General features: G+C 68.5%; 13 protein-coding genes. 6 read left to right on the forward strand and 7 right to left on the reverse strand.

What is annotated here, in order from left to right; all coding sequences use genetic code 11:
- The first annotated feature begins 76 nt into the window (after nucleotides 1–76).
- On the forward strand, nucleotides 77–778 hold the full coding sequence (locus tag IB227_RS11220; RefSeq protein WP_192287473.1) for a fumarylacetoacetate hydrolase family protein: 702 nt from the start codon (nucleotides 77–79) through the stop codon (nucleotides 776–778).
- 58 nt (nucleotides 779–836) lie between these two features.
- A complete protein-coding gene (gene mscL, locus IB227_RS11225; RefSeq protein WP_132865404.1) occupies nucleotides 837–1,253 on the forward strand; it encodes a large-conductance mechanosensitive channel protein MscL in 417 nt (138 codons plus the stop codon).
- 65 nt (nucleotides 1,254–1,318) lie between these two features.
- On the opposite strand, the gene IB227_RS11230 is transcribed toward mscL, so the two are convergent.
- The gene (locus tag IB227_RS11230) at nucleotides 1,319–2,311 is read right to left on the reverse strand and encodes a hypothetical protein (RefSeq protein WP_192287474.1); all 993 of its coding nucleotides are present in this window, start codon (nucleotides 2,309–2,311) and stop codon (nucleotides 1,319–1,321) included.
- Between the two features lie 249 nt (nucleotides 2,312–2,560).
- Between IB227_RS11230 and IB227_RS11235 the strand changes: the two genes are divergently transcribed.
- Nucleotides 2,561–3,988, forward strand: coding sequence for a M28 family peptidase (locus tag IB227_RS11235; protein WP_132865406.1), 1,428 nt, complete (start codon nucleotides 2,561–2,563; stop codon nucleotides 3,986–3,988).
- A 173-nt stretch (nucleotides 3,989–4,161) separates the two neighbouring features.
- On the opposite strand, the gene IB227_RS11240 is transcribed toward IB227_RS11235, so the two are convergent.
- The 6 genes from IB227_RS11240 to cysD all read right to left on the reverse strand — a co-directional run bounded on the left by IB227_RS11240 (nucleotide 4,162) and on the right by cysD (nucleotide 14,131).
- Nucleotides 4,162–5,007: a TrmH family RNA methyltransferase gene (locus tag IB227_RS11240; RefSeq protein ID WP_192287475.1), complete on the reverse strand. Its 846-nt coding sequence runs from the start codon at nucleotides 5,005–5,007 to the stop codon at nucleotides 4,162–4,164.
- Between the two features lie 15 nt (nucleotides 5,008–5,022).
- Nucleotides 5,023–6,525 (reverse strand): alanine/glycine:cation symporter family protein, encoded by a 1,503-nt coding sequence (locus IB227_RS11245; protein ID WP_192287476.1) that lies wholly within the window; start codon nucleotides 6,523–6,525, stop codon nucleotides 5,023–5,025.
- A gap of 297 nt (nucleotides 6,526–6,822) precedes the next feature.
- Nucleotides 6,823–9,948 carry an efflux RND transporter permease subunit gene (locus IB227_RS11250; RefSeq protein WP_192287477.1) on the reverse strand — a complete coding sequence of 1,042 codons (3,126 nt, stop codon included), beginning with the start codon at nucleotides 9,946–9,948 and terminating at the stop codon, nucleotides 6,823–6,825.
- Nucleotides 9,945–11,033, reverse strand: a complete 1,089-nt coding sequence (locus tag IB227_RS11255; protein WP_192287478.1) for an efflux RND transporter periplasmic adaptor subunit — start codon at nucleotides 11,031–11,033, stop codon at nucleotides 9,945–9,947. The genes IB227_RS11250 and IB227_RS11255 overlap by 4 nt, the downstream gene beginning before the upstream one ends.
- 303 nt (nucleotides 11,034–11,336) lie before the next feature.
- A complete protein-coding gene (cysN, locus tag IB227_RS11260; protein WP_192287479.1) occupies nucleotides 11,337–13,220 on the reverse strand; it encodes a sulfate adenylyltransferase subunit CysN in 1,884 nt (627 codons plus the stop codon).
- Entirely contained in the window at nucleotides 13,220–14,131 is a 912-nt protein-coding gene (gene cysD / locus IB227_RS11265; RefSeq protein WP_192287480.1) for a sulfate adenylyltransferase subunit CysD, read from the reverse strand. Before cysD ends, cysN begins: the two co-directional genes overlap by 1 nt.
- Before the next feature lie 197 nt (nucleotides 14,132–14,328).
- Between cysD and IB227_RS11270 the strand changes: the two genes are divergently transcribed.
- The 3 genes from IB227_RS11270 (at nucleotide 14,329) to IB227_RS11280 (ending at nucleotide 18,687) form a co-directional block, all read left to right on the forward strand.
- Nucleotides 14,329–16,167, forward strand: a complete 1,839-nt coding sequence (locus tag IB227_RS11270) for an assimilatory sulfite reductase (NADPH) flavoprotein subunit (protein WP_192287481.1) — start codon at nucleotides 14,329–14,331, stop codon at nucleotides 16,165–16,167.
- A gap of 79 nt (nucleotides 16,168–16,246) precedes the next feature.
- The gene (gene cysI, locus IB227_RS11275; RefSeq protein ID WP_192287482.1) at nucleotides 16,247–17,953 is read left to right on the forward strand and encodes an assimilatory sulfite reductase (NADPH) hemoprotein subunit; all 1,707 of its coding nucleotides are present in this window, start codon (nucleotides 16,247–16,249) and stop codon (nucleotides 17,951–17,953) included.
- Nucleotides 17,950–18,687, forward strand: coding sequence for a phosphoadenylyl-sulfate reductase (locus IB227_RS11280; protein WP_132865416.1), 738 nt, complete (start codon nucleotides 17,950–17,952; stop codon nucleotides 18,685–18,687). Before cysI ends, IB227_RS11280 begins: the two co-directional genes overlap by 4 nt.
- Nucleotides 18,688–18,809 lie beyond the last annotated feature (122 nt).

The raw sequence follows: 18,809 nt of genomic DNA on the forward strand, positions 1-18,809 counted from the left end.
TTCCCGGCCCCCGCTGCAGCGCTTGGCCGGGCACAACTCCGCTAGACTTTCGCGTCGTTTCACCTGGACGCGAACCATGACTGATCTGATCCCCACCCCGACCCTGCCCCGTGTACCGGTGGCCGGCGGCAGTACGTTCCCGGTGCACCGCATCTATTGCGTGGGCCGCAACTTCGCCGACCATGCGCGCGAGATGGGGGCCACGCCCGCCGCACCGAGCGACCGCGGGCAGCCGATGTTCTTCATGAAGCCGGCCGATGCCATCGTCACCGGCGATGCCGAAGTGCCCTATCCGCCCGCCACCGCCGACCTGCACCACGAGGTGGAGCTGGTCGTGGCGCTGGGCAGGGATGCACCGGCCGGCGTGCTGCCGGTCGACGCCGCGCTGGCGCTGGTGGCCGCCTATGGCGTGGGCCTGGACCTGACCCGTCGTGACCTGCAGGCCGCGGCCAAGGCCAAGGGCGGGCCCTGGGACATCGCCAAGGGGTTCGATCATTCGGCGCCGGTCAGCACGCTGGTGCCGGCCGACCAGGTGGGCCCGCTGGAAGCGGTGCGCCTGTCGCTGGAGATCAACGGCCAGCTGCGCCAGCAATCCACCCTGGACCAGATGATCTGGAACGTCCCGGAGATCCTGCACGAGCTGTCCAAGCTGTACGCACTGCGTGCCGGCGACCTGGTGTTCATGGGTACGCCGGCCGGCGTGGCGGCACTGCACAAGGGCGACCGCTTCGATGCACGGCTGGGTGACATCGCCCGCTGCCAGGGCGTGATCGCCTGACGACATCCGATGGAGTAGGCTGCGCCAGCTCCCCCATCCGTACGAACAGGAGAACTTCATGGGAATGATTAGCGAGTTCAAGGAATTCGCCATGCGCGGCAACGTCATCGACCTGGCGGTCGGTGTCGTGATCGGCGGCGCGTTCGGCAAGATCGTCACCTCGCTGGTGGACAAGGTGATCATGCCGCCGATCGGCTGGCTGATCGGCAACGTCGACTTCTCGGCGCTGGCCTGGACCCTGGCCCCCGCCAAGATCGGTGCCGACGGCAAGGAGATCCCGGCGGTGGTGATCGGCTACGGTGATTTCATCAACACCCTGATCCAGTTCATCATCGTCGCCTTCGCCATCTTCATGCTGGTCAAGGTGGTCAACCGGCTCTCGCGCAAGAAGGAAGAGGCCCCGGCGGCACCGGCCGAGCCGTCCGAGGAAGTGCTGTTGCTGCGCGAGATCCGCGACAGCCTCAACAAGCGCTGAGGCACCCCGGGGCGTTGATGCAACGGCCGGAAGGACTTCCTTCCGGCCGTTTTCGTCTGCGCCGATCAGAAGGTCAGCATCGCCGAGAACTGGGGGCTGACGAACGACGCGCTGTTGCGCCCACCTGGCAGCGACAGCTCGGCTCCGAGCAGGAAGCCCACCCGATCGCTGTGGATGTACTCGATTGCCGGTGCCGCGCTGAAACTGCGGCTGCGTGGGTCGGCGCGACGCTGCCCCTGGACGCAGCGCCCCTGCGCAGGGGCATGGCACCCCTGCAACACCGCGCGCCCGTCGCGTGAGGCGGTGACGTCCAACGCAAGTGCCCAATCCGGGCTGAGGCTGTATTCGAACCCCACCGCGGCGCTGGTGTTGCTGCCGTGGTGCATCGCGCCGCGGAAGGCATGCCCGGCACCAAACACACTGGTTCCCTCCACGTCGACGCGGCCAGGCGACGGACTCCAGCCCACCTGCCAGCGCCACCGCAGCGTGTGGCCGCTGGACATCGGCAACCATTGCTGGCCCACCAGGGAAAGAGCGGTGCGCCTTGCGCCGTTGCCACGCCCATTGAGCGCATTGCCGCCAAGCTCGTCGTAACTGCCCGTGACCAGCGTCTGGCTCACCTGGGTACTGATGACCATGTCACCCGTCGAAGCCGCCCGTGGGCGCAGCACGTAGTTGAGCTTGAGCGTGCTGTCGCCGAAGCGCAGGCCATCAGCGCGCTGCTGGCCGATGCGTGCCCGTCCGGCACTGAGCGAGAGCTGCCCGGTGAGCCGCTCACTGATGCCATAACCGGCCAGCAGGCTCAGCTGCAGGTCGCTGCCGTGCTCGCCCAACCCGAAGCGATTGCCCTGACCGTCGTAGTACCCGCGCTGGCGCGTGTTGATCAGATAGGGCTGCAGATAGAAATGCCCGGGCGTGTAGGCCGCCGGGTTGGAGGTGATCAGTGGCCCGGTGAAACGGGCCGGGTGGACCTCCTGCCGTGACTCCTCGGCCAGCGCCATCGCCGGTATCAGTGCCATCGAAAACAACGGGGCTGCCATCCTGTGCTGCCACTTCATGCTTGCTCCAGCTACGCGCTTATCCACCCCATCGGTGGTCGCGTAGGCTCGCCCGCGGACATGGCGCGGCGCAGCGGGAAAACTCCTGAAGTCAGGGTCGTCCGCATCTGCATGCCGGACATTCCGGGCAGCGGTTCACATCGTGATGCTCCAGGTGCACCAGGCAGCGCGGCCATCCCCCCAACCGGCACATTCGGTGGCCGGATCACGCTGCTAAAGTCAGTGATTCTTTACTTCGGAGCGGAACCCATGCGTCGCACTGCCCTCGCCCTTGCCACCTTGCTGTTGTGCGCCACGGCCGGCGCGACGAACGCACCCGCGCCGACCCGCATCCCCGATGCGGCGATCAGCACCGCCGCGCAGCTGCGCGAACAGGCGCTGGCCGACACCACCGGCTGGCAGGTGGTGGAGTCGTTGACCACCGAAGTCGGGCCGCGCATGGCCGGCAGCGAAGCCGATGCGCGTGCCGTGGAATGGGCCAAGGCCAAGTTCAAGGCATTGGGTTTCGACAAGGTCTGGACCGAGCCGGTCACCTTCCCGAAGTGGGAGCGTCGCAGTGAACACGCCTCGGTACTCGGCGCGCATCCGCAACCGCTGACCATCACCGCCCTGGGCGGCAGCCCGGCCGGAACGGTCGAAGCCGAAGTGGTGCGCTTCGAGGGCCTGGATGCCCTGAAGGCTGCACCGGAAGGTTCGCTGGCGGGCAAGATCGCCTACGTCGACTTCACCATGAACCGCAGCCGCAGTGGCGAGGACTACGGCATCGGCGGCACCGTGCGCAGCCGCGGCCCGTCCGAGGCCATCCGCAAGGGCGCGATCGGCTACATCATGCGTTCGGCAGGCACCGATTCGCACCGCATGCCGCATACCGGCATCACCCGCTTCGATGAAGGCCTGACGCCGGTACCGTCGGCCGCGCTGTCCGGCCCGGATGCAGACCAGCTCAACCGGCTGGTCGCGCGCGGTGCCACCCGCATCCGCATCGCGCTGGATTGCGGCTGGGATGGCAGCTACACCTCGCAAAACGTGATCGGCGAGATCACCGGCCGCAGCCTGCCCAAGGAAGTGGTGGTGATCGGCGGTCACCTGGATTCGTGGGACCTGGGCACCGGCGCGATCGATGACGGCGCAGGCGTAGGCATCACCATGGCGGCGGGCCACCTGATCGGCCAGCTCAAGCAGGCGCCCAAGCGCACCATCCGCGTCATCGCCTTCGCCAACGAGGAACAGGGGCTGCACGGCGGCAAGGCCTACGCTGCCGCGCGCGTGCAGGCCGGCGAGATCGTGCAGCAGCACATCGCGGCCGAAAGCGACTTCGGCGCGGGCCGCATCTATGCGTTCAACACCGGCTCGGGCAATGCCGAGGGTTCGCGCGAGGCGACCCGCCAGATCGCCGAAGCGCTGGCACCGCTGGGCATCGAGTACCAGCCGGGCAAGGGCGGTCCGGGCCCGGATGTCGGCCCGCTGGCGGCCAAGGGCGGCGCCTGGGCCTGGTTGGCGCAGGACGGGACCGACTATTTCGACCTGCACCACACCCCGGACGACACCCTGGACAAGATCGACCCGAAGGCGCTGGCGCAGAACGTGGCCGCATACACCGTGTTCGCCTACCTGGCCGCCGAATCGGAAGGCAGCTTCGGCAGCGAGGCCAAGGACGTGGTGCCGCCGCGCGAGTGATCGCCCGGGCCGTGACCGGAAAGGCGCCGCAAGGCGCCTTTCCGTTGCACGTGGTGCCGAGCCGCGCCCGGTGGGGCTAATTCCCGCATGGCCTCAGTGGAGCGTGATTCCGCTCTACCGTGAACGACAAAGGCGCCGACGGCGCCTTTGTCGTTCAACACGCATCGAACCGATCACGCCTTGGCGTGACGGCTGCACCAGCTGGACAGGAACACTGCGGTAGCCGAGGCCACGTTGAGGCTTTCCACCGCGCCGGTGCCGGGGATGGACAGGCGCAGGTCACAGCCCTGCGCGAAATCGCGGTCCATGCCTTCGCCTTCGGCACCCATCACGTAGACCATGCGCGCCGGCAGCGCCGTGGTGAACAGGTTCTCGCCCCCCTCGACCAGCGTGGCCGCCAACCCGAAACCGGCGCCACGCAGCTGCGCCAGCGCCTGCGGCAGGGCCGGCAGGCGGACCAGCTGCACCGCCTCGGCGCCGCCTTCGGCAACGCGTGCCGCCGCTCCGGACAACGCCAGCGTGGATTCGGCCGGCAGCAGGATCGCCGACACACCGAAATGCGCCGCCGAACGCAGGATCGCGCCAAAGTTGTGCGGGTTGCCCACGCCATCCAACCACAGGGCCAGTGCCGGGCCGTCGGCCAACGTGCCCAGCCACGCCGCCAGCGCAAGCGGCTCCTGCCGCACCACGTCGGCGACGACGCCTTCGTGGTGGGTGGTGGCGGCGAGCTTGTTCAGGTCACCATCGCCCACCACGCGGTAGCCGACGCGGTTGGCCACACACCATTTCAGCACCGGCTGCAGCCGCGGGATCATGTCCTCGGCCAGGTACAGCTTGCGCAACGCCTGCGGACGGCGGGCGAACATGGCCTGCACGGCGTTGAAGCCATACAGGCGCAGCTCGTCGCTGCCACGCACCGGCGGGCCACCGGCCCCTGCGCCATCGCGCGGGCTGGCCGGCAACGGGGTCGCGCGCGGCGGGCGGGAGGACGGGCGTCGGTTGTTCCAGGGGTTGCTCACTGCTTGAGTACTCGCTTACTTGTTGGTGCGCCAGAAGTCGGCGTTCTTGATGCCCAGTGCATCCGGGTTGAAGACCGGGTCCAGGCCCTGCTTCTTCTGCCGCTCGTAGTCGGTCAGCGCCAGCATCGCCGGCTTCTGCAGGATCAGGATCGCGATCACGTTCAACCAGGCCATCAGGCCGACGCCGATGTCGCCCAGCGCCCACGCCATCTTGGCGTTGTGGAAGGCGCCGAACACCACCATGCCCATGATGCCCAGGCGCAGCACCAGCGTGGCCGCCGGATGGGTGCGGTTGCTGCCGGCCAGGTAGGTCAGGTTGGTTTCGGCCATGTAGTAGTAGGCCATGATGGTGGTGAAGGCGAAGAAGAACAGCGCCAGCGCCACGAAACCCGCGCCCCAGCCCGGCATCACCGACTCCACCGCGGCCTGGGTGAACAAGGCACCTTCGGACGGGGCCACGCCGGGCACACCGGTGACGATGGCCTCCAGCTTCTGCACCCCGTCGACGGTGACTTCGCGGAACACGTTGTACATGCCGGTGGACAGCACCAGGAACGCGGTCGAGGTGCACACCAGCATGGTGTCGAAATAGATGGCGAAGGCCTGCACGTAACCCTGCTTGGCCGGGTGCGAGACCTCGGCGGCGGCGGCGGCGTGCGGGCCGGTGCCCTGGCCGGCCTCATTGGCGTAGATGCCGCGCTTGACGCCCCAGGCGATGGCCTGGCCGATGATGCCGCCGAACGCCGCGTGCGCACCGAAGGCGCTGGAGAAGATGTCGGCGAACATCGCCGGCACCTTGCTGGCGTTGAGCATCATCACCACGATGGCCATCAGGATGAAGCCCAGCGCCATGAACGGCACCACCACCTCGGCGAAGCTGGCGATGCGCTTGACGCCACCGAAGATGATCACGCCCAGCAGCACCGCCACGGCGATGCCGATCCACAGTTTCATGCTGCCGGTGCCGCCCATCGAAGCACAGGCATCGGCCCCGGAGCACATCACCGCCACCGCGCTGTCGGCGATGGCATTGGCCTGCACGCCCGGCAGCAGGAAGCCCGCGGCGACGACCGTGGCCAGCGCGAAGGCGGCCGCGTACCACTTCAGGCCCATGGCCTTCTCGATGTAATACGCCGGGCCGCCACGGTAGCGGCCTTCGCCGTCCTTGACCTTGTAGATCTGGGCCAGCGTCGACTCGACGTAGGAGGTGGAGGCGCCCAGGAAGCCCATCACCCACATCCAGAAGATCGCGCCGGGACCGCCGTAGGCGATGGCGGTGGCCACGCCGGCGATGTTGCCGATGCCCATGCGCCCGGCCATCGACATGGCCAGCGCCTGGAAGGAGGACACGCCGGCTTCGGACTTCTGGCCGCGCACGGTCAGCCGGCACATTTCCGCGAAGCCGCGGATCTGCATGAAACGGGTACGGAGGGTGAACCACAGACCTGCGCCCAGACACATGAAGATCAGGGCGTTGCTCCAGATGATGCCGTTGATGTATTCGACGATGGATTCCACGTATTTCCCCGGAAAGCTGAAAGTGATCAAGCCCCGGGCCCCGGGACCGACCGATTCTTCCACGATTGAGCCGTGCTGTGCACGCCTATCGGGCCAATTGCGGCAAACTCCCAAGCCGGGAGCCGCAACGCATGTCATACCGCTGGCCATCCCTGGACACCGATCGACGGTCGGTGCCGTACTCGACGCATCCCTGCTTGAACATCCCCCAGGCTGCGGCAGCCCCCTTGCCGCCGCGGCCCGGATCATCATCGGGCGGTGCGGACACCGCCCCATTCATGCCTGACGCCGCTCGGCTCAGGCATGCCCGCCCACCGGCGGGGTCTGGCGCTCCTGCCGTTCCAGCTCGTTGGCCACGGTCTCCGGCGACTGCGTGTACGGGGCCAGCAGCGCGTAGAACGCCGGCACCACGAACAGCGACAGGAACGTGGACACGGTGACACCGAAGATGACCACGATGCCGATGGTGGCGCGGCTGGCCGAGCCCGGCCCGCCGGCGAGCACCAGCGGGATGGCACCGACCACGGTGGCGATGGAGGTCATCAGGATCGGGCGCAGGCGCACCACCGACGATTCAACGATGGCCTGATGCACGTTGCGTCCCTCGTCGCGCAGCTGGTTGGCGAACTCCACGATCAGGATGCCGTTCTTGGCCGCCAGTCCCACCAGCATCACGATGCCGATCTGGCTGAACAGGTTGAGCGTGCCGCCGCTGATGTACAGGCCCAGGAACGCGCCGAGCACGCCCAGCGGCACGGTCAGCATGATCACCAGCGGGTGGATGAAGCTCTCGAACTGCGCGGCCAGCACCAGGTACACCACCAGCAAGGCCATGCCGAAGGTCAGCAGCACCGCACTGCCGGTGCTCTGGTACTCGCGCGACTCGCCCTTCCAGTCGATCTGCGCGTACTCCGGCAGTTCCTCGCGCGCCACGTCCTGTACCCAGGCGATGGTCTCGCCCAGCGTGTGGCCCGGGGCGACGTTGGCGCTGATGGTGATCGCGCGCAGGCGGTTGAAGCGGTTGAGGCTGCCGGCCTCGGCCACTTCGCTGAGCGTGACCAGGTTGGACAGCGGCACCAGTTCGCCGGAGCGTGCCCGCACCTGGATGGCCGACAGGTCCGCCGGCGAGGTACGTCCCTCGCGGCCAGCCTGCACCAGCACGTCGTACTCCTCGCCGTTGTCCACGAACGTGGTGACGCGGCGCGAGCCCATCATGGTTTCCAGCGCGCGGCCGATGGCGGTGACCGAGATGCCCAGGTCGGCCGCACGCTGGCGGTCGATGTTCACGCGCATCTGCGGGCGGGTTTCCTTGTAGTCGGAGTCGGCACCGACCAGCCCGGGGTAATCGGCCATGCGCGCCAGCAGGCGGTCACGCCACTGCGCGATCTCCGCGTACTCCGGGCCGCCAAGCACGATCTGGAACGGCTGGCCCATGCTGCGCACCAGGCCGCCGCCGACCATCGTGCGCACGCGCACGCCGCTCAGGCCATTGAGTTCCTTCTGCAGGTCATTGGCCACGTCGCTGGTGGCCTCGTGGCGGTCGCGCCACGGCTGCAGGAACACGCTGATGCGGCCGGTGTGCATTTCCTCGCTGTTGCCCCAGCCGCCGGGCACGCGCGGGTTGGCGCGCACGATGGGCTCTTCCGGGCCGACAAAGCGCGAGACGATCTGCTCCACCTGCTGCACCTGGCCGACGGTGTAGTCGTAGCCGGCGCCTTCCGGGCCGTCGATCATGATCTGGAACGAGCCGCGGTCCTCGGCCGGCGCCAGCTCCGAGGGCAACAGCTTGAACAGGCCCCAGCTGGCACCCAGCGCGGTCAGCATCACCACGCCGAAGATCCAGGTGCGCTGCACGTGGCGATCCAGCACCCGGCCATACGCGGCCGAGACGCGCTCCAGCTCGCGGTTGACGAAGCGGTTGATGCGGCCGGGCTTCTGCTCGCTGTGCGGCTTGAGCAGCTTGGAGGCCATCATCGGCGTCAGCGTCAGCGCGACGAAGGCCGACAACGCCACCGCCGCGGCCAGCGCCACCGCCAGTTCGCGGAACAGGCGGCCGGTGTTGCCTTCCAGGAAGCCCACCGGCAGGAACACCGCCACCAGCACCGCAGTGGTGGCGATCACCGCGAACGCCACCTGCGCGGTGCCACGCCGTGCGGCCACCAGCGGCGGCTCACCCAGGTCGATGCGGCGCTGCACGTTCTCCACCACCACGATGGCGTCATCGACCACCAGGCCGATGCACAGCACCAGCGCCAGCAGGGTGAACAGGTTGATCGAGAAGCCGAACGCGAACAACGCGATGAACGCCGCCACCAGGCAGACCGGCACGGTCACCGCGGGAATCAGGGCCGCGCGCAGGCTGCCGAGGAACAGCCAGATCACCGCCAGCACCAGCAGCATCGCCTCGACCAGCGTCCAGTACACGCGCTCGACCGCCGCCTCGATGAAGGTGGTGTTGTCGAAGGCGACGAAGATCTGGGTGCCCTTGGGCAGGGTCTGGGCGATGCGCTCGGCCTCGGCACGGGTGGCGCGGGCCACGTCCAGCGCGTTGGCGGTGGAGGTCTTGACGATGCCCAGGCCGATGCCCGGCTCGCCATTGCTGCGGTAGTACGCGCGGCGCTCGGACGAGGCCAGCTCGACCTTGGCCACGTCGCCCAGGCGCACCACGTAGCCATCGTTGCCCTTGCCCAGCGGGATGCTGGCGAAATCGGCCGGCGCGACATAGCTGCGCTCCACGCGCAGGGTGAAGTCGCGGTCGGCCGACTCGATGCGGCCGGCCGGCAGTTCGACGTTCTCGTTGCGCAGCGCGGTTTCCACCTCGTTGACGGTCAGCCCGCGCGCGGCCAACTGGTCGCGGTCCAGCCAGATCCGCATCGCATAGCGCTGGCGGCCACCGATGCGCACCTGCGCCACGCCGTCGATGCTGGAGAAGCGGTCCACCACGTAGCGCTCGGCGTAGTCGCTGAGCTCCAGCGTATCCATCGCCGAGGAGGCCATGTTGAACCAGATGATGGGGTCGGCGTCGCTCTCGACCTTGGCGATCTCCGGCGGGCGCGCTTCCTCGGGCATGCGGTCGGCGACCCGGCTGACCGCGTCGCGTACGTCGTTGGCGGCGGCCTCGATGTCGCGGTTGGCGGTGAACTCGATGCTGACCGAGGCACGCCCGTTGGTGCTGCGTGCATTGATCGTATCGATGCCTTCGATGCCGGCCAGCGCGTCTTCCAGCACCTGGGTGACACGACTTTCGATCACCGCCGCCGAGGCGCCGGTGTAGTCCACCGACACCGACACGATGGGCGGGTCGATGGCCGGCAACTCGCGCAGGGTCAGGCGGTTGAACGACATCACGCCCAGCACCACCAACAGCAGGCTCATCACCACGGCCAGCACCGGCCGCTTGATCGAAAGATCGGAAAGCTTCATCCGGCCTTCGCCCCGGTGGCCGCGGCCGGCGCCGCCTTGGCCGGCCGCCGGGCATCCTCCACCCGGATGCCCGGACGCAGCTTGCCGGTGCCATCGACGACGATGCGCTCGCCGGCCTTCAGGCCCTCGGTGATCTCGACCACGCCGGCGCGGCGGGTGCCGGTCCGCACGTCAACCCGCTCGACGCTGGCATCATCCTTGACCCGGTACACGAACGAATCCCGCCCGACCTGCACCACCGCGATCTCGGGAATGACCAGCGCCTGCCGCTCGGGGCGGAACACCCGCACGTCCAGCAGCATGCCCGGCCGCAGCGCGTGGTCGGCGTTGACGAAATCGGCACGCACGGTGACCGCGCGGCTGCCCGGATCCACGCGCGCATCGACGGTACTCACCTCGCCATCGAAGCTGCGCCCCGGGTAGGCGACGCTGCTGCCGGTGACCTTGTCGCCCGGCTGGAGCGACGCCAGTTCGGCCTCCGGGACCTGGAAATCGACGTGCACGCGCGAGATGTCATCCAGCGTGGCGATGGCGGTGGTCGGGGTGACCAGCGAGCCCGGGCTGACCTGGCGGATGCCCAGTACCCCGGCGAATGGCGCCCGTACCTGGCGGTCGGTGATGTCCGCGCGCATCTGCCGCACGCGCGCCTCGGCAGCGTCACGGATGGACTTCTGGGTGTCCAGGGTGGAATGCGCGACCAGCTGCTGGGCGGCCAGCTCACGCTGGCGCAGGTACAGCCGGTCGGCTTCGGCGAAGGTCGCCTGGGCCTGGGCCAGCGCTGCCTGCTGGGCATCGCCGCGCAGGGTGACCAGCGGGGTACCGGTCGTCACCTGCTGGCCGCTTTCGAAATGCACCTTGTCGATGATCTCGCTGACCTTGGCGGTGACGATGATCGACTCGCGCGCCTTGGCGGTGCCGATGGCCTGCAGCGTGTCATTCCAGGCCGAAGGCTGCACCACCTGGAGGGTGACCGGCACGGCGTCGCCGGCCTGGCGTGGCGTTTCAGCGCCCTTGCGGTTACAACCGGCCAGGGCCAGTGCCAGGACAGTGGCCCCAGCCACGGTGAAGGCAGAACGCCGCAACATACACGATCCCGTCATTTACACGATCCAGCAGTCTAGCGGCCGCCGGTTGCGGTGATATGTGCCGTTAGGGGGGGAACGGGGGCTTTGGCTTTGGCTTTGGCTGTTGCTGTTGCTGTTGCTGTTCCCTTCTCCCGTCCACGGGTGAAGGTGGTGCGCAGCACCGGATGAGGGCGGCCTTTCACCTTCCCCCGAAAGGCCAACGGGCACCCGCCCTCCTCCGCCCTTCGGCCGGTTTCCCCATGAATGGGAGAAGGCACGGCAGGCAGCCCTACCTGCCTGCCCGCGCCCTGTTGAGCCGCCGCCTCATCCCTGCTCCAGCGCCTTCAACACCTGCTCGACCATGGACGGCACGCTCTCACGGTCCGCCCGCAGATGCAGCTCCGGCGCCACCGGCGCTTCATAGGGCGAATCGATGCCGGTGAAGTTGGGGATCTGCCCGGCACGCGCCTTGCGGTACAGGCCCTTCACGTCACGTGCTTCGGCCACTTCCAGCGGTACGTCGACGAACACCTCGATGAACTCGCCCGGCTCGAAACGCTCGCGCGCCATCTGCCGCTCGGCCCGGAACGGGGAGATGAAGCTGACCAGCACCACCAGCCCGGCATCGGCCATCAGCCGCGCCACCTCGGCCACCCGGCGGATGTTCTCCACGCGGTCCTCGTCGGTGAAGCCCAGGTCGCGGTTGAGCCCGTGGCGGACGTTGTCGCCATCGAGCAGGAAGGTATGCCGGCCCTGCGCGTGCAGGCGCTTCTCCACCTGGTTGGCGACGGTGGACTTGCCGGCCCCGGACAGGCCGGTGAACCACAGCACCTTGGGCTGCTGGCCCTTGATGCGGGCCCGCGCGGCCTTGTCCACGTCCAGGTGCTGCCAGTGCACGTTGCCGGCGCGGCGCAGCGCGAAGTCCAGCGTACCGGCGGCCACGGTCGCATTGCTCTGCCGGTCGATCAGGATGAAGCCGCCCAGCGCGCGGTTCTGCGCGTAGGCCGCGAAAGCCACCGGCTCATCCAGCGACAGGTTGCAGAAGCCCACCTCGTTGAGCTCCAGCCGCTTGGCGGCCAGGTGCTCCTGCGTGTTCACGTCCACGCGGTGCTTGATCTCGCTGATGCTGGCGACCACGGTGCGGCTGCCGATCTGCAGCCAGTACGGGCGACCCGGCAGCAACGCGGCATCATCCATCCACAGCACGTGGGCGGCGAACTGGTCGGCCACCTCCGGCGGATCGTCGGCGGCGGCGATCACGTCGCCACGACTGACATCCACCTCGTCGGTCAACGTCAGCGTCACCGCCTGCCCGGCCGTGGCGACGTCGAGCGGACCGTCCGGGCCAAGCACCTGCCGGACCGTGGAGCGGCGCGCCGATGGCAACACCACCACCGCGTCGCCCGCACGTACCTGCCCGGCGGCCACGGTGCCGGCAAAGCCGCGGAAATCCTGATTTGGCCGGTTGACCCACTGCACCGGCAGGCGCAGCCCACTGGCGGCATCACGGTCTTCCAGCACGAGCGTGTCCAGGTGCTCCAGCAGGCTCGGGCCGTCGTACCACGGCGTCAGCGCCGAACGCACGGACAGGTTCTGCCCTTCCAGCGCCGACAGCGGGATGGCCTGCACGTGGGCGATGCCCAGCTGCGCGGCCAGTGCCTGGTAGTCCTGGACGATGCGCGCGAACACGTCCGCGTCGTAGTCCACCAGGTCCATCTTGTTGACCGCCAGCACCACATGGGCGATGCCGAGCAGCGAGATGATGTAGCTGTGCCGGCGGGTCTGCGCCAGCAGGCCCTTGCGCGCATCCACCAGCACCACCGCCACGTCGGCGGTGGACGCACCGGTGGCCATGTTGCGGGTGTACTGCTCATGCCCCGGGCAGTCGGCGACGATGTACTTCCGGGCGTCGGTATCGAAATAGCGGTAGGCCACGTCGATGGTGATGCCCTGCTCGCGCTCGGCAGCCAGGCCATCGAGCAGCAGCGCGTAATCGATGCGCTCGCCCTGGGTGCCATGGCGCCGGCTGTCGGCTTCCAGCGCGGCCAGCTGGTCATCGAACAGGCGCTTGCTTTCGTACAGCAGGCGACCGATCAGCGTGCTCTTGCCGTCGTCGACGCTGCCGCAGGTGATGAAGCGCAGCAACGGCTTGGATTCGTGCTGTTGCAGGTACGTGGAGATATCGGAAGAAGTGGTGACCGTGCTCATCAGAAATAGCCCTCCAGCTTCTTCTTCTCCATCGAGGCAGACTGGTCGTGGTCGATCAGGCGCCCTTGTCGTTCGGAGCTGGTGGACACCAGCATCTCGGCGATGATCTTTTCCAGCGTGTCCGCTTCCGACTCGATCGCACCAGTCAGCGGATAGCAGCCCAGCGTGCGGAAACGCACCTTGCGCAGCTGTGGCACTTCACCCGGCTGCAATGGCAGGCGGTCGTCGTCGACCATGATCAGGCTGCCGTCGCGCTCGACCACCGGCCGTTCGGCAGCCAGGTACAACGGCACCACCGGGATGTTCTCGCGGTAGATGTAGAGCCAGATGTCCAGCTCGGTCCAGTTCGACAGCGGGAACACGCGCACGCTCTCGCCCGGGTGGATGCGGGCGTTGTACAGGTTCCACAACTCCGGGCGCTGGTTCTTCGGGTCCCAGCGGTGGCGGTCGTTGCGGAAGGAGAACACGCGCTCCTTGGCACGCGACTTCTCCTCGTCGCGGCGGGCGCCGCCGATGGCCGCGTCGAACTTCCACTTGTCCAGCGCCTGCTTCAGGCCCTGGGTCTTCATCACATCGGTATGCACGCCGGGCCCGTGCGTCACCGGTCCGATGTCCTGGGCGATGCCGTCGGGGTTGATATGCACCCGCAGCTCGGTGCCGGTCTCGGCCACGCGCCGGTCGCGGAAGGCGATCATCTCGCGGAACTTCCAGCGGGTGTCCACGTGCAGCAGCGGGATCGGCGGCACGCCGGGCGCGAACGCCTTCATCAGCAGGTGCAGCAGCACCGAGCTGTCCTTGCCCACCGAGTACAGCAGCACCGGGCTGTCGAAGGCCGCGGCGACTTCCCGCAGGATGTGGATGCTCTCGGCTTCCAGCCGATCGAGGTGGGACAGGGATCTGTTGGCGGTCATCACGAGGTGGTCGGCAGAGGCAACGCCCGGTCTGGGCTACACAGTACCCGGACAGGGCCCGGGCTGGATGGCGAGTGTGGGGCCCGACTCACATACGACTGAAATAAACGCAGGGCATGAAGCGATAACCGCTCATCCTTTCTGGCAAACGAAACATTTACCTAGCATCGGTCATCCCATATCAGACCGGACTGGACATGACCGCCGCCGCCATCGTGCCTCCCAGCCCCTTGCCCGAAGACCGCAGGGTCCTGCTGACGCGACTGGTGGAGGGGCTGGATGGCAACAGCCTGTGGTGGCTGTCCGGCTTCGCCGCCGGGCTGGCCCAGGGCCACCCGCCGCCGTCGCTGGCGGTGATCCCCGGCGGACAACCCGCCGCTCATCCGGCAACAGCACGCCTGACGGTGGTCTATGGCAGCCAGACCGGCAATGCGCGCCGCGCCGCCGAGCAACTGGCGGCCGAGGTCGAGGCCGCCGGCCTACCGGTGCGCCTGCTGCGTGCCGACGCCTACCCCACCCGCGAACTGGCCAACGAGCGCCTGCTCTACATCGTCATCAGCACCCAGGGCGAAGGCGACCCGCCGGACGATGCGATCGGCCTGGTCGAATTCATCGCCGGCAAGCGCGCACCCAGGCTGCCCGAACTCAAGTACGCGGTCCTGGGCCTGGGCGACTCCAGCTACGCCGAGTTCTGCGGCATCGCCCGCAAGCTGGACAACCGCCTGGCCGAACTCGGCGCCCAACGCCTGCAACCGGCCGGTGAAGCCGACCTGGACATCGACGCGGTGGCCACGCCCTGGCGTGTCCAGGCCCTGGCCGATGCCCGCACCACCCTCGGTGAAGCCGCCAGCCCGGCACCGAGCAACGTTACCCCGCTGCGCCATGCCAGCGCCTACAATGCACAACACCCGTTCAGCGCCGAGCTGCTGGCGCGCCAGATCATCAGCGGTCGTGATTTCAAGGGGCCGGCCTATGCCCGCTACGGCAGCGCCGACAAGCGCGTGCATCACGTCGAACTGTCGCTGGAAGGCAGCGGCCTGCACTACGAGCCCGGCGACGCGCTGGGCATCGTCCACCGCAATCCGCAGGCACTGGTCCAGGACGTGCTGGCCGCCACCGGCCTGGACGGCGACACGGCCGTGGCCCTTGACGGCCAGGCCCGTCCGCTGTCGCAGTGGCTGGCCGAACACCGTGAGCTGACCCGCATCTCGCGTCCGCTGCTGGCCACCGTGGCCGAGCGCAATGCGCACCCGGAGCTGGGGCGGCTGCTCGAACCTGAGCACAAGGCCGAACTGGCGCGCGTGTTCGACGACCACCAACTGGTCGACGTGCTGCGTCGTTGGCCGGCGGACTGGAGCGCCGAGGCGCTGGTCGGCACCCTGCGCCCGGCCGCGCATCGCCTGTACTCGATCGCCTCCAGCCGCAAGCGGGTGGGCGAGGAAGTGCATCTCACCGTCGACGAACTGCGCTACGACGCCCATGGCGCGGCGCACGTGGGCGCGGCCAGCAGCTTCCTGGCCGCACTGGAGGAAGGCGCGCAGGTACCGGTCTTCGTCGAGGCCAATGAACGCTTCCGCGTCCCGGCCGACAGCAGCCGCGACATCATCATGATCGGCCCGGGCACCGGCGTGGCGCCATTCCGTGCCTTCGTGCAGGAGCGCGCCGAGGTCGGCGCCGGCGGCCGCAACTGGCTGTTCTTCGGTGCCCGCCACTTCAACACCGACTTCCTCTACCAGGCCGAGTGGCAGGACGCGCTGCGCCGCAAGGAACTGCATCGCCTGGACCTGGCCTTCTCGCGCGACCAGGCCGACAAGGTCTACGTGCAGCAGCGCCTGCGCACCCGCGGCCGCGACCTGTACGACTGGCTGCAGAACGGCGCGCACCTGTACGTGTGCGGTGCGATCGGCATGGGCAAGGACGTGCACGCCGCGCTGCTGGACGTGGTCCGCGAACACGGCGGGCTGGATGAAGACGGCGCGCGCGAATACCTCACGCAACTGCACACGGAAGGACGCTATGGCCGGGATGTGTACTGACGGTTGAGCCGCGATGCGCGGCGATGCGGATTTCGCGCCGGAAGGCGCCCCACCCCCTGTTCTGGCATAGCGAAAGAAGATGAGCACCCATTCCGTCGAATCGATCAAGGCCGAAAGCAACCGCCTGCGCGGCTCCCTGCTGGAAAGCCTGGCCGACCCGGTCACCGGCGCCTTGCGCGAGGACGACCAGACCCTGATCAAGTACCACGGCAGCTACCAGCAGGACGACCGTGACGTGCGCGAGGAGCGCCGCCGGCAGAAGCTGGAGCCGGCCTATCAGTTCATGATCCGCACCCGCACCCCGGGCGGGGTGATCACCCCGGCGCAATGGCTCAAGCTCGACGCCATCGCCACCCGCTTCGGCAATCACTCGCTGCGCATCACCACCCGCCAGGCGTTCCAGTTCCATGGCGTGATCAAGCGCGAGCTCAAGGCCACCATGCAGGCCATCAACGCGGCGTTGATCGACACCCTGGCCGCCTGCGGTGACGTCAACCGCAACGTGCTGGTCGCCGCCAACCCGCTGCTGTCCAGCGCGCACGCCACCCTGTACGCCGATGCCGCGCGCACATCCGAACACCTGCTGCCCAACACCCGTGCCTACTACGAGATCTGGCTGGACGAGGAACGCGTGGCGGGCAGCGGCAGCGAGGAGGAGCCGATCTACGGCGAGCGGTACCTGCCGCGCAAGTTCAAGATCGGCTTCGCCCTGCCACCGGTCAACGACGTGGACGTGTTCGCCAACGACTTGGGGTTCATCGGCGTGCTCGACGATGCCGGCACGCTGCTCGGCTACGACGTCAGCATCGGCGGCGGCATGGGGGCGACCCACGGCGATGCCGAGACCTACCCGCGCCTGGCCAACATCGCAGGCTTCATCCCGCGCGACGCCCTGCTCGATGTCGCCACCGCGGTGGTCACCACCCAGCGCGACCTCGGCAACCGCGACCTGCGCAAACGCGCCCGCTTCAAGTACACCATCGACGACCACGGCCTGGACACCGTGATCGCCGAGATCCAGCGCCGCGCCGGCATCGCCTTCCAGCCGCGCCGCTCGCTGCCGTTCGCGCACAACGGCGACCGCTACGGCTGGAACGAGGGCGAGGATGGCCGCTGGCACCTGACCCTGTCGCTGCCGGCCGGCCGCATCGCCGACCTGCCCGGCGCGCCGCACCTGACCGCGCTGCGTGAGATCGCGCGCCTCCACGCCGGCGAGTTCCGCATGACCGGCAACCAGAACCTGGTCATCGCCGGCGTCCCCGCCGCACAGCGCGCGCAGATCGATGCGCTGGTGCGCAGCGCCGGGCTGGATGCCGGCAACCAGGCCCCCACCGCGCTGGCACGCGCCGCCATGGCCTGCGTCGCCCTGCCCACCTGCGGGCTGGCCATGGCCGAGGCCGAGCGCTACCTGCCCGACTTCAGCGCCAAGCTGCAGCCGCTGCTGGAACAGCACGGCCTGGCCGAAGCGCCGATCCTGCTGCGCATCTCCGGCTGCCCGAATGGCTGCTCGCGCCCATACCTGGGCGAGATCGCCCTGGTCGGCAAGGCACCGGGCCGCTACAACCTGATGCTCGGCGCCGACCATCGCGGCCAACGGCTGAACACCCTGTACCGCGAGAACATCACCGAGCCGGACGTCCTGTCCGCGCTGGAGCCGTTGTTCGCCCGCTACGCCGGCGAGCGCACGGCGGACGAGGGCTTCGGCGACTTCCTGCACCGCGCCGGCATCGTCGACCTGCCGACCTACCCCACCCACCGCCAGATTCCCGTGGAACTGCACGCATGAGCGCCCTGCCCCGATCCTCGAACGATGCCATCGTCACCCCGCCGTTGCCGGATGACCTGGGCCCGCTCAACGCCGAACTGGAGGCCCTGGACGCCGTCTCGCGCGTGCGCTGGGCGCTGCAGCATGCCCCCGGCACGCACGTGCTGTCGTCCAGCTTCGGCGCGCAGTCGGCGGTGACGCTGCACCTGCTCAGCAGCCAGCAGCCGGACGTGCCGGTGATCCTGATCGACACCGGCTACCTGTTCCCGGAAACCTACCGCTTCGCCGATGAGCTGACCGACCGGCTCAAGCTCAACCTCAAGGTCTACCGTCCGCTGGTCAGCCGCGCCTGGATGGAAGCCCGCCATGGCCGCCTGTGGGAACAGGGCGTGGTCGGCATCGAGCAGTACAACAACCTGCGCAAGGTCGAGCCGATGAAGCGCGCGCTCGACGACCTGCAGGTCGGCACCTGGTTCACCGGCCTGCGCCGCAGCCAGTCGGCCAGCCGCGCCGGCACCCCGGTGCTGCAGCGGCGGGGCGAGCGCTACAAGGTCAACCCGATCGCCGACTGGAGCGACCGCGACGTGTGGAAGTACCTCAAGCAGCACGACCTGCCCTACCACCCGCTGTGGGAACAGGGGTACGTGTCGATCGGCGACTTCCACACCACCCGCCGCTGGGAGCCGGGCATGCGCGAGGAGGACACCCGCTTCTTCGGCTTGAAGCGTGAGTGCGGATTGCACGAGGAAATCTGATCCGCGTCGCGATGCGCCCTGCGTGGCGCGACACCCGTCAAGGCGGCGGTGGTCAACGCGGCACGGGTTTGGCGGCCGAGGCCGCTGCTGCCTGCGTTGCCCCCCTCCCTCCCGCGCACCAG

Source organism: Stenotrophomonas sp. STM01, assembly GCF_014852135.1.
Taxonomy (GTDB): Bacteria; Pseudomonadota; Gammaproteobacteria; order Xanthomonadales; family Xanthomonadaceae; genus Stenotrophomonas; species Stenotrophomonas capsici.

Bases quoted from the DNA above. Each gene is read 5' to 3' on its own strand.
- mscL (WP_132865404.1), top strand. From the start codon at position 837: ATGGGAATGATTAGCGAGTTCAAGGAATTCGCCATGCGCGGCAACGTC.
- IB227_RS11220 (WP_192287473.1), top strand. From the start codon at position 77: ATGACTGATCTGATCCCCACCCCGACCCTGCCCCGTGTACCGGTGGCC.
- cysN (WP_192287479.1), bottom strand. From the start codon at position 13,220: ATGAGCACGGTCACCACTTCTTCCGATATCTCCACGTACCTGCAACAG.
- IB227_RS11230 (WP_192287474.1), bottom strand. From the start codon at position 2,311: ATGAAGTGGCAGCACAGGATGGCAGCCCCGTTGTTTTCGATGGCACTG.
- IB227_RS11250 (WP_192287477.1), bottom strand. From the start codon at position 9,948: ATGAAGCTTTCCGATCTTTCGATCAAGCGGCCGGTGCTGGCCGTGGTG.
- cysD (WP_192287480.1), bottom strand. From the start codon at position 14,131: ATGACCGCCAACAGATCCCTGTCCCACCTCGATCGGCTGGAAGCCGAG.
- IB227_RS11255 (WP_192287478.1), bottom strand. From the start codon at position 11,033: ATGTTGCGGCGTTCTGCCTTCACCGTGGCTGGGGCCACTGTCCTGGCA.
- IB227_RS11235 (WP_132865406.1), top strand. From the start codon at position 2,561: ATGCGTCGCACTGCCCTCGCCCTTGCCACCTTGCTGTTGTGCGCCACG.
- IB227_RS11270 (WP_192287481.1), top strand. From the start codon at position 14,329: ATGACCGCCGCCGCCATCGTGCCTCCCAGCCCCTTGCCCGAAGACCGC.
- cysI (WP_192287482.1), top strand. From the start codon at position 16,247: ATGAGCACCCATTCCGTCGAATCGATCAAGGCCGAAAGCAACCGCCTG.
- IB227_RS11280 (WP_132865416.1), top strand. From the start codon at position 17,950: ATGAGCGCCCTGCCCCGATCCTCGAACGATGCCATCGTCACCCCGCCG.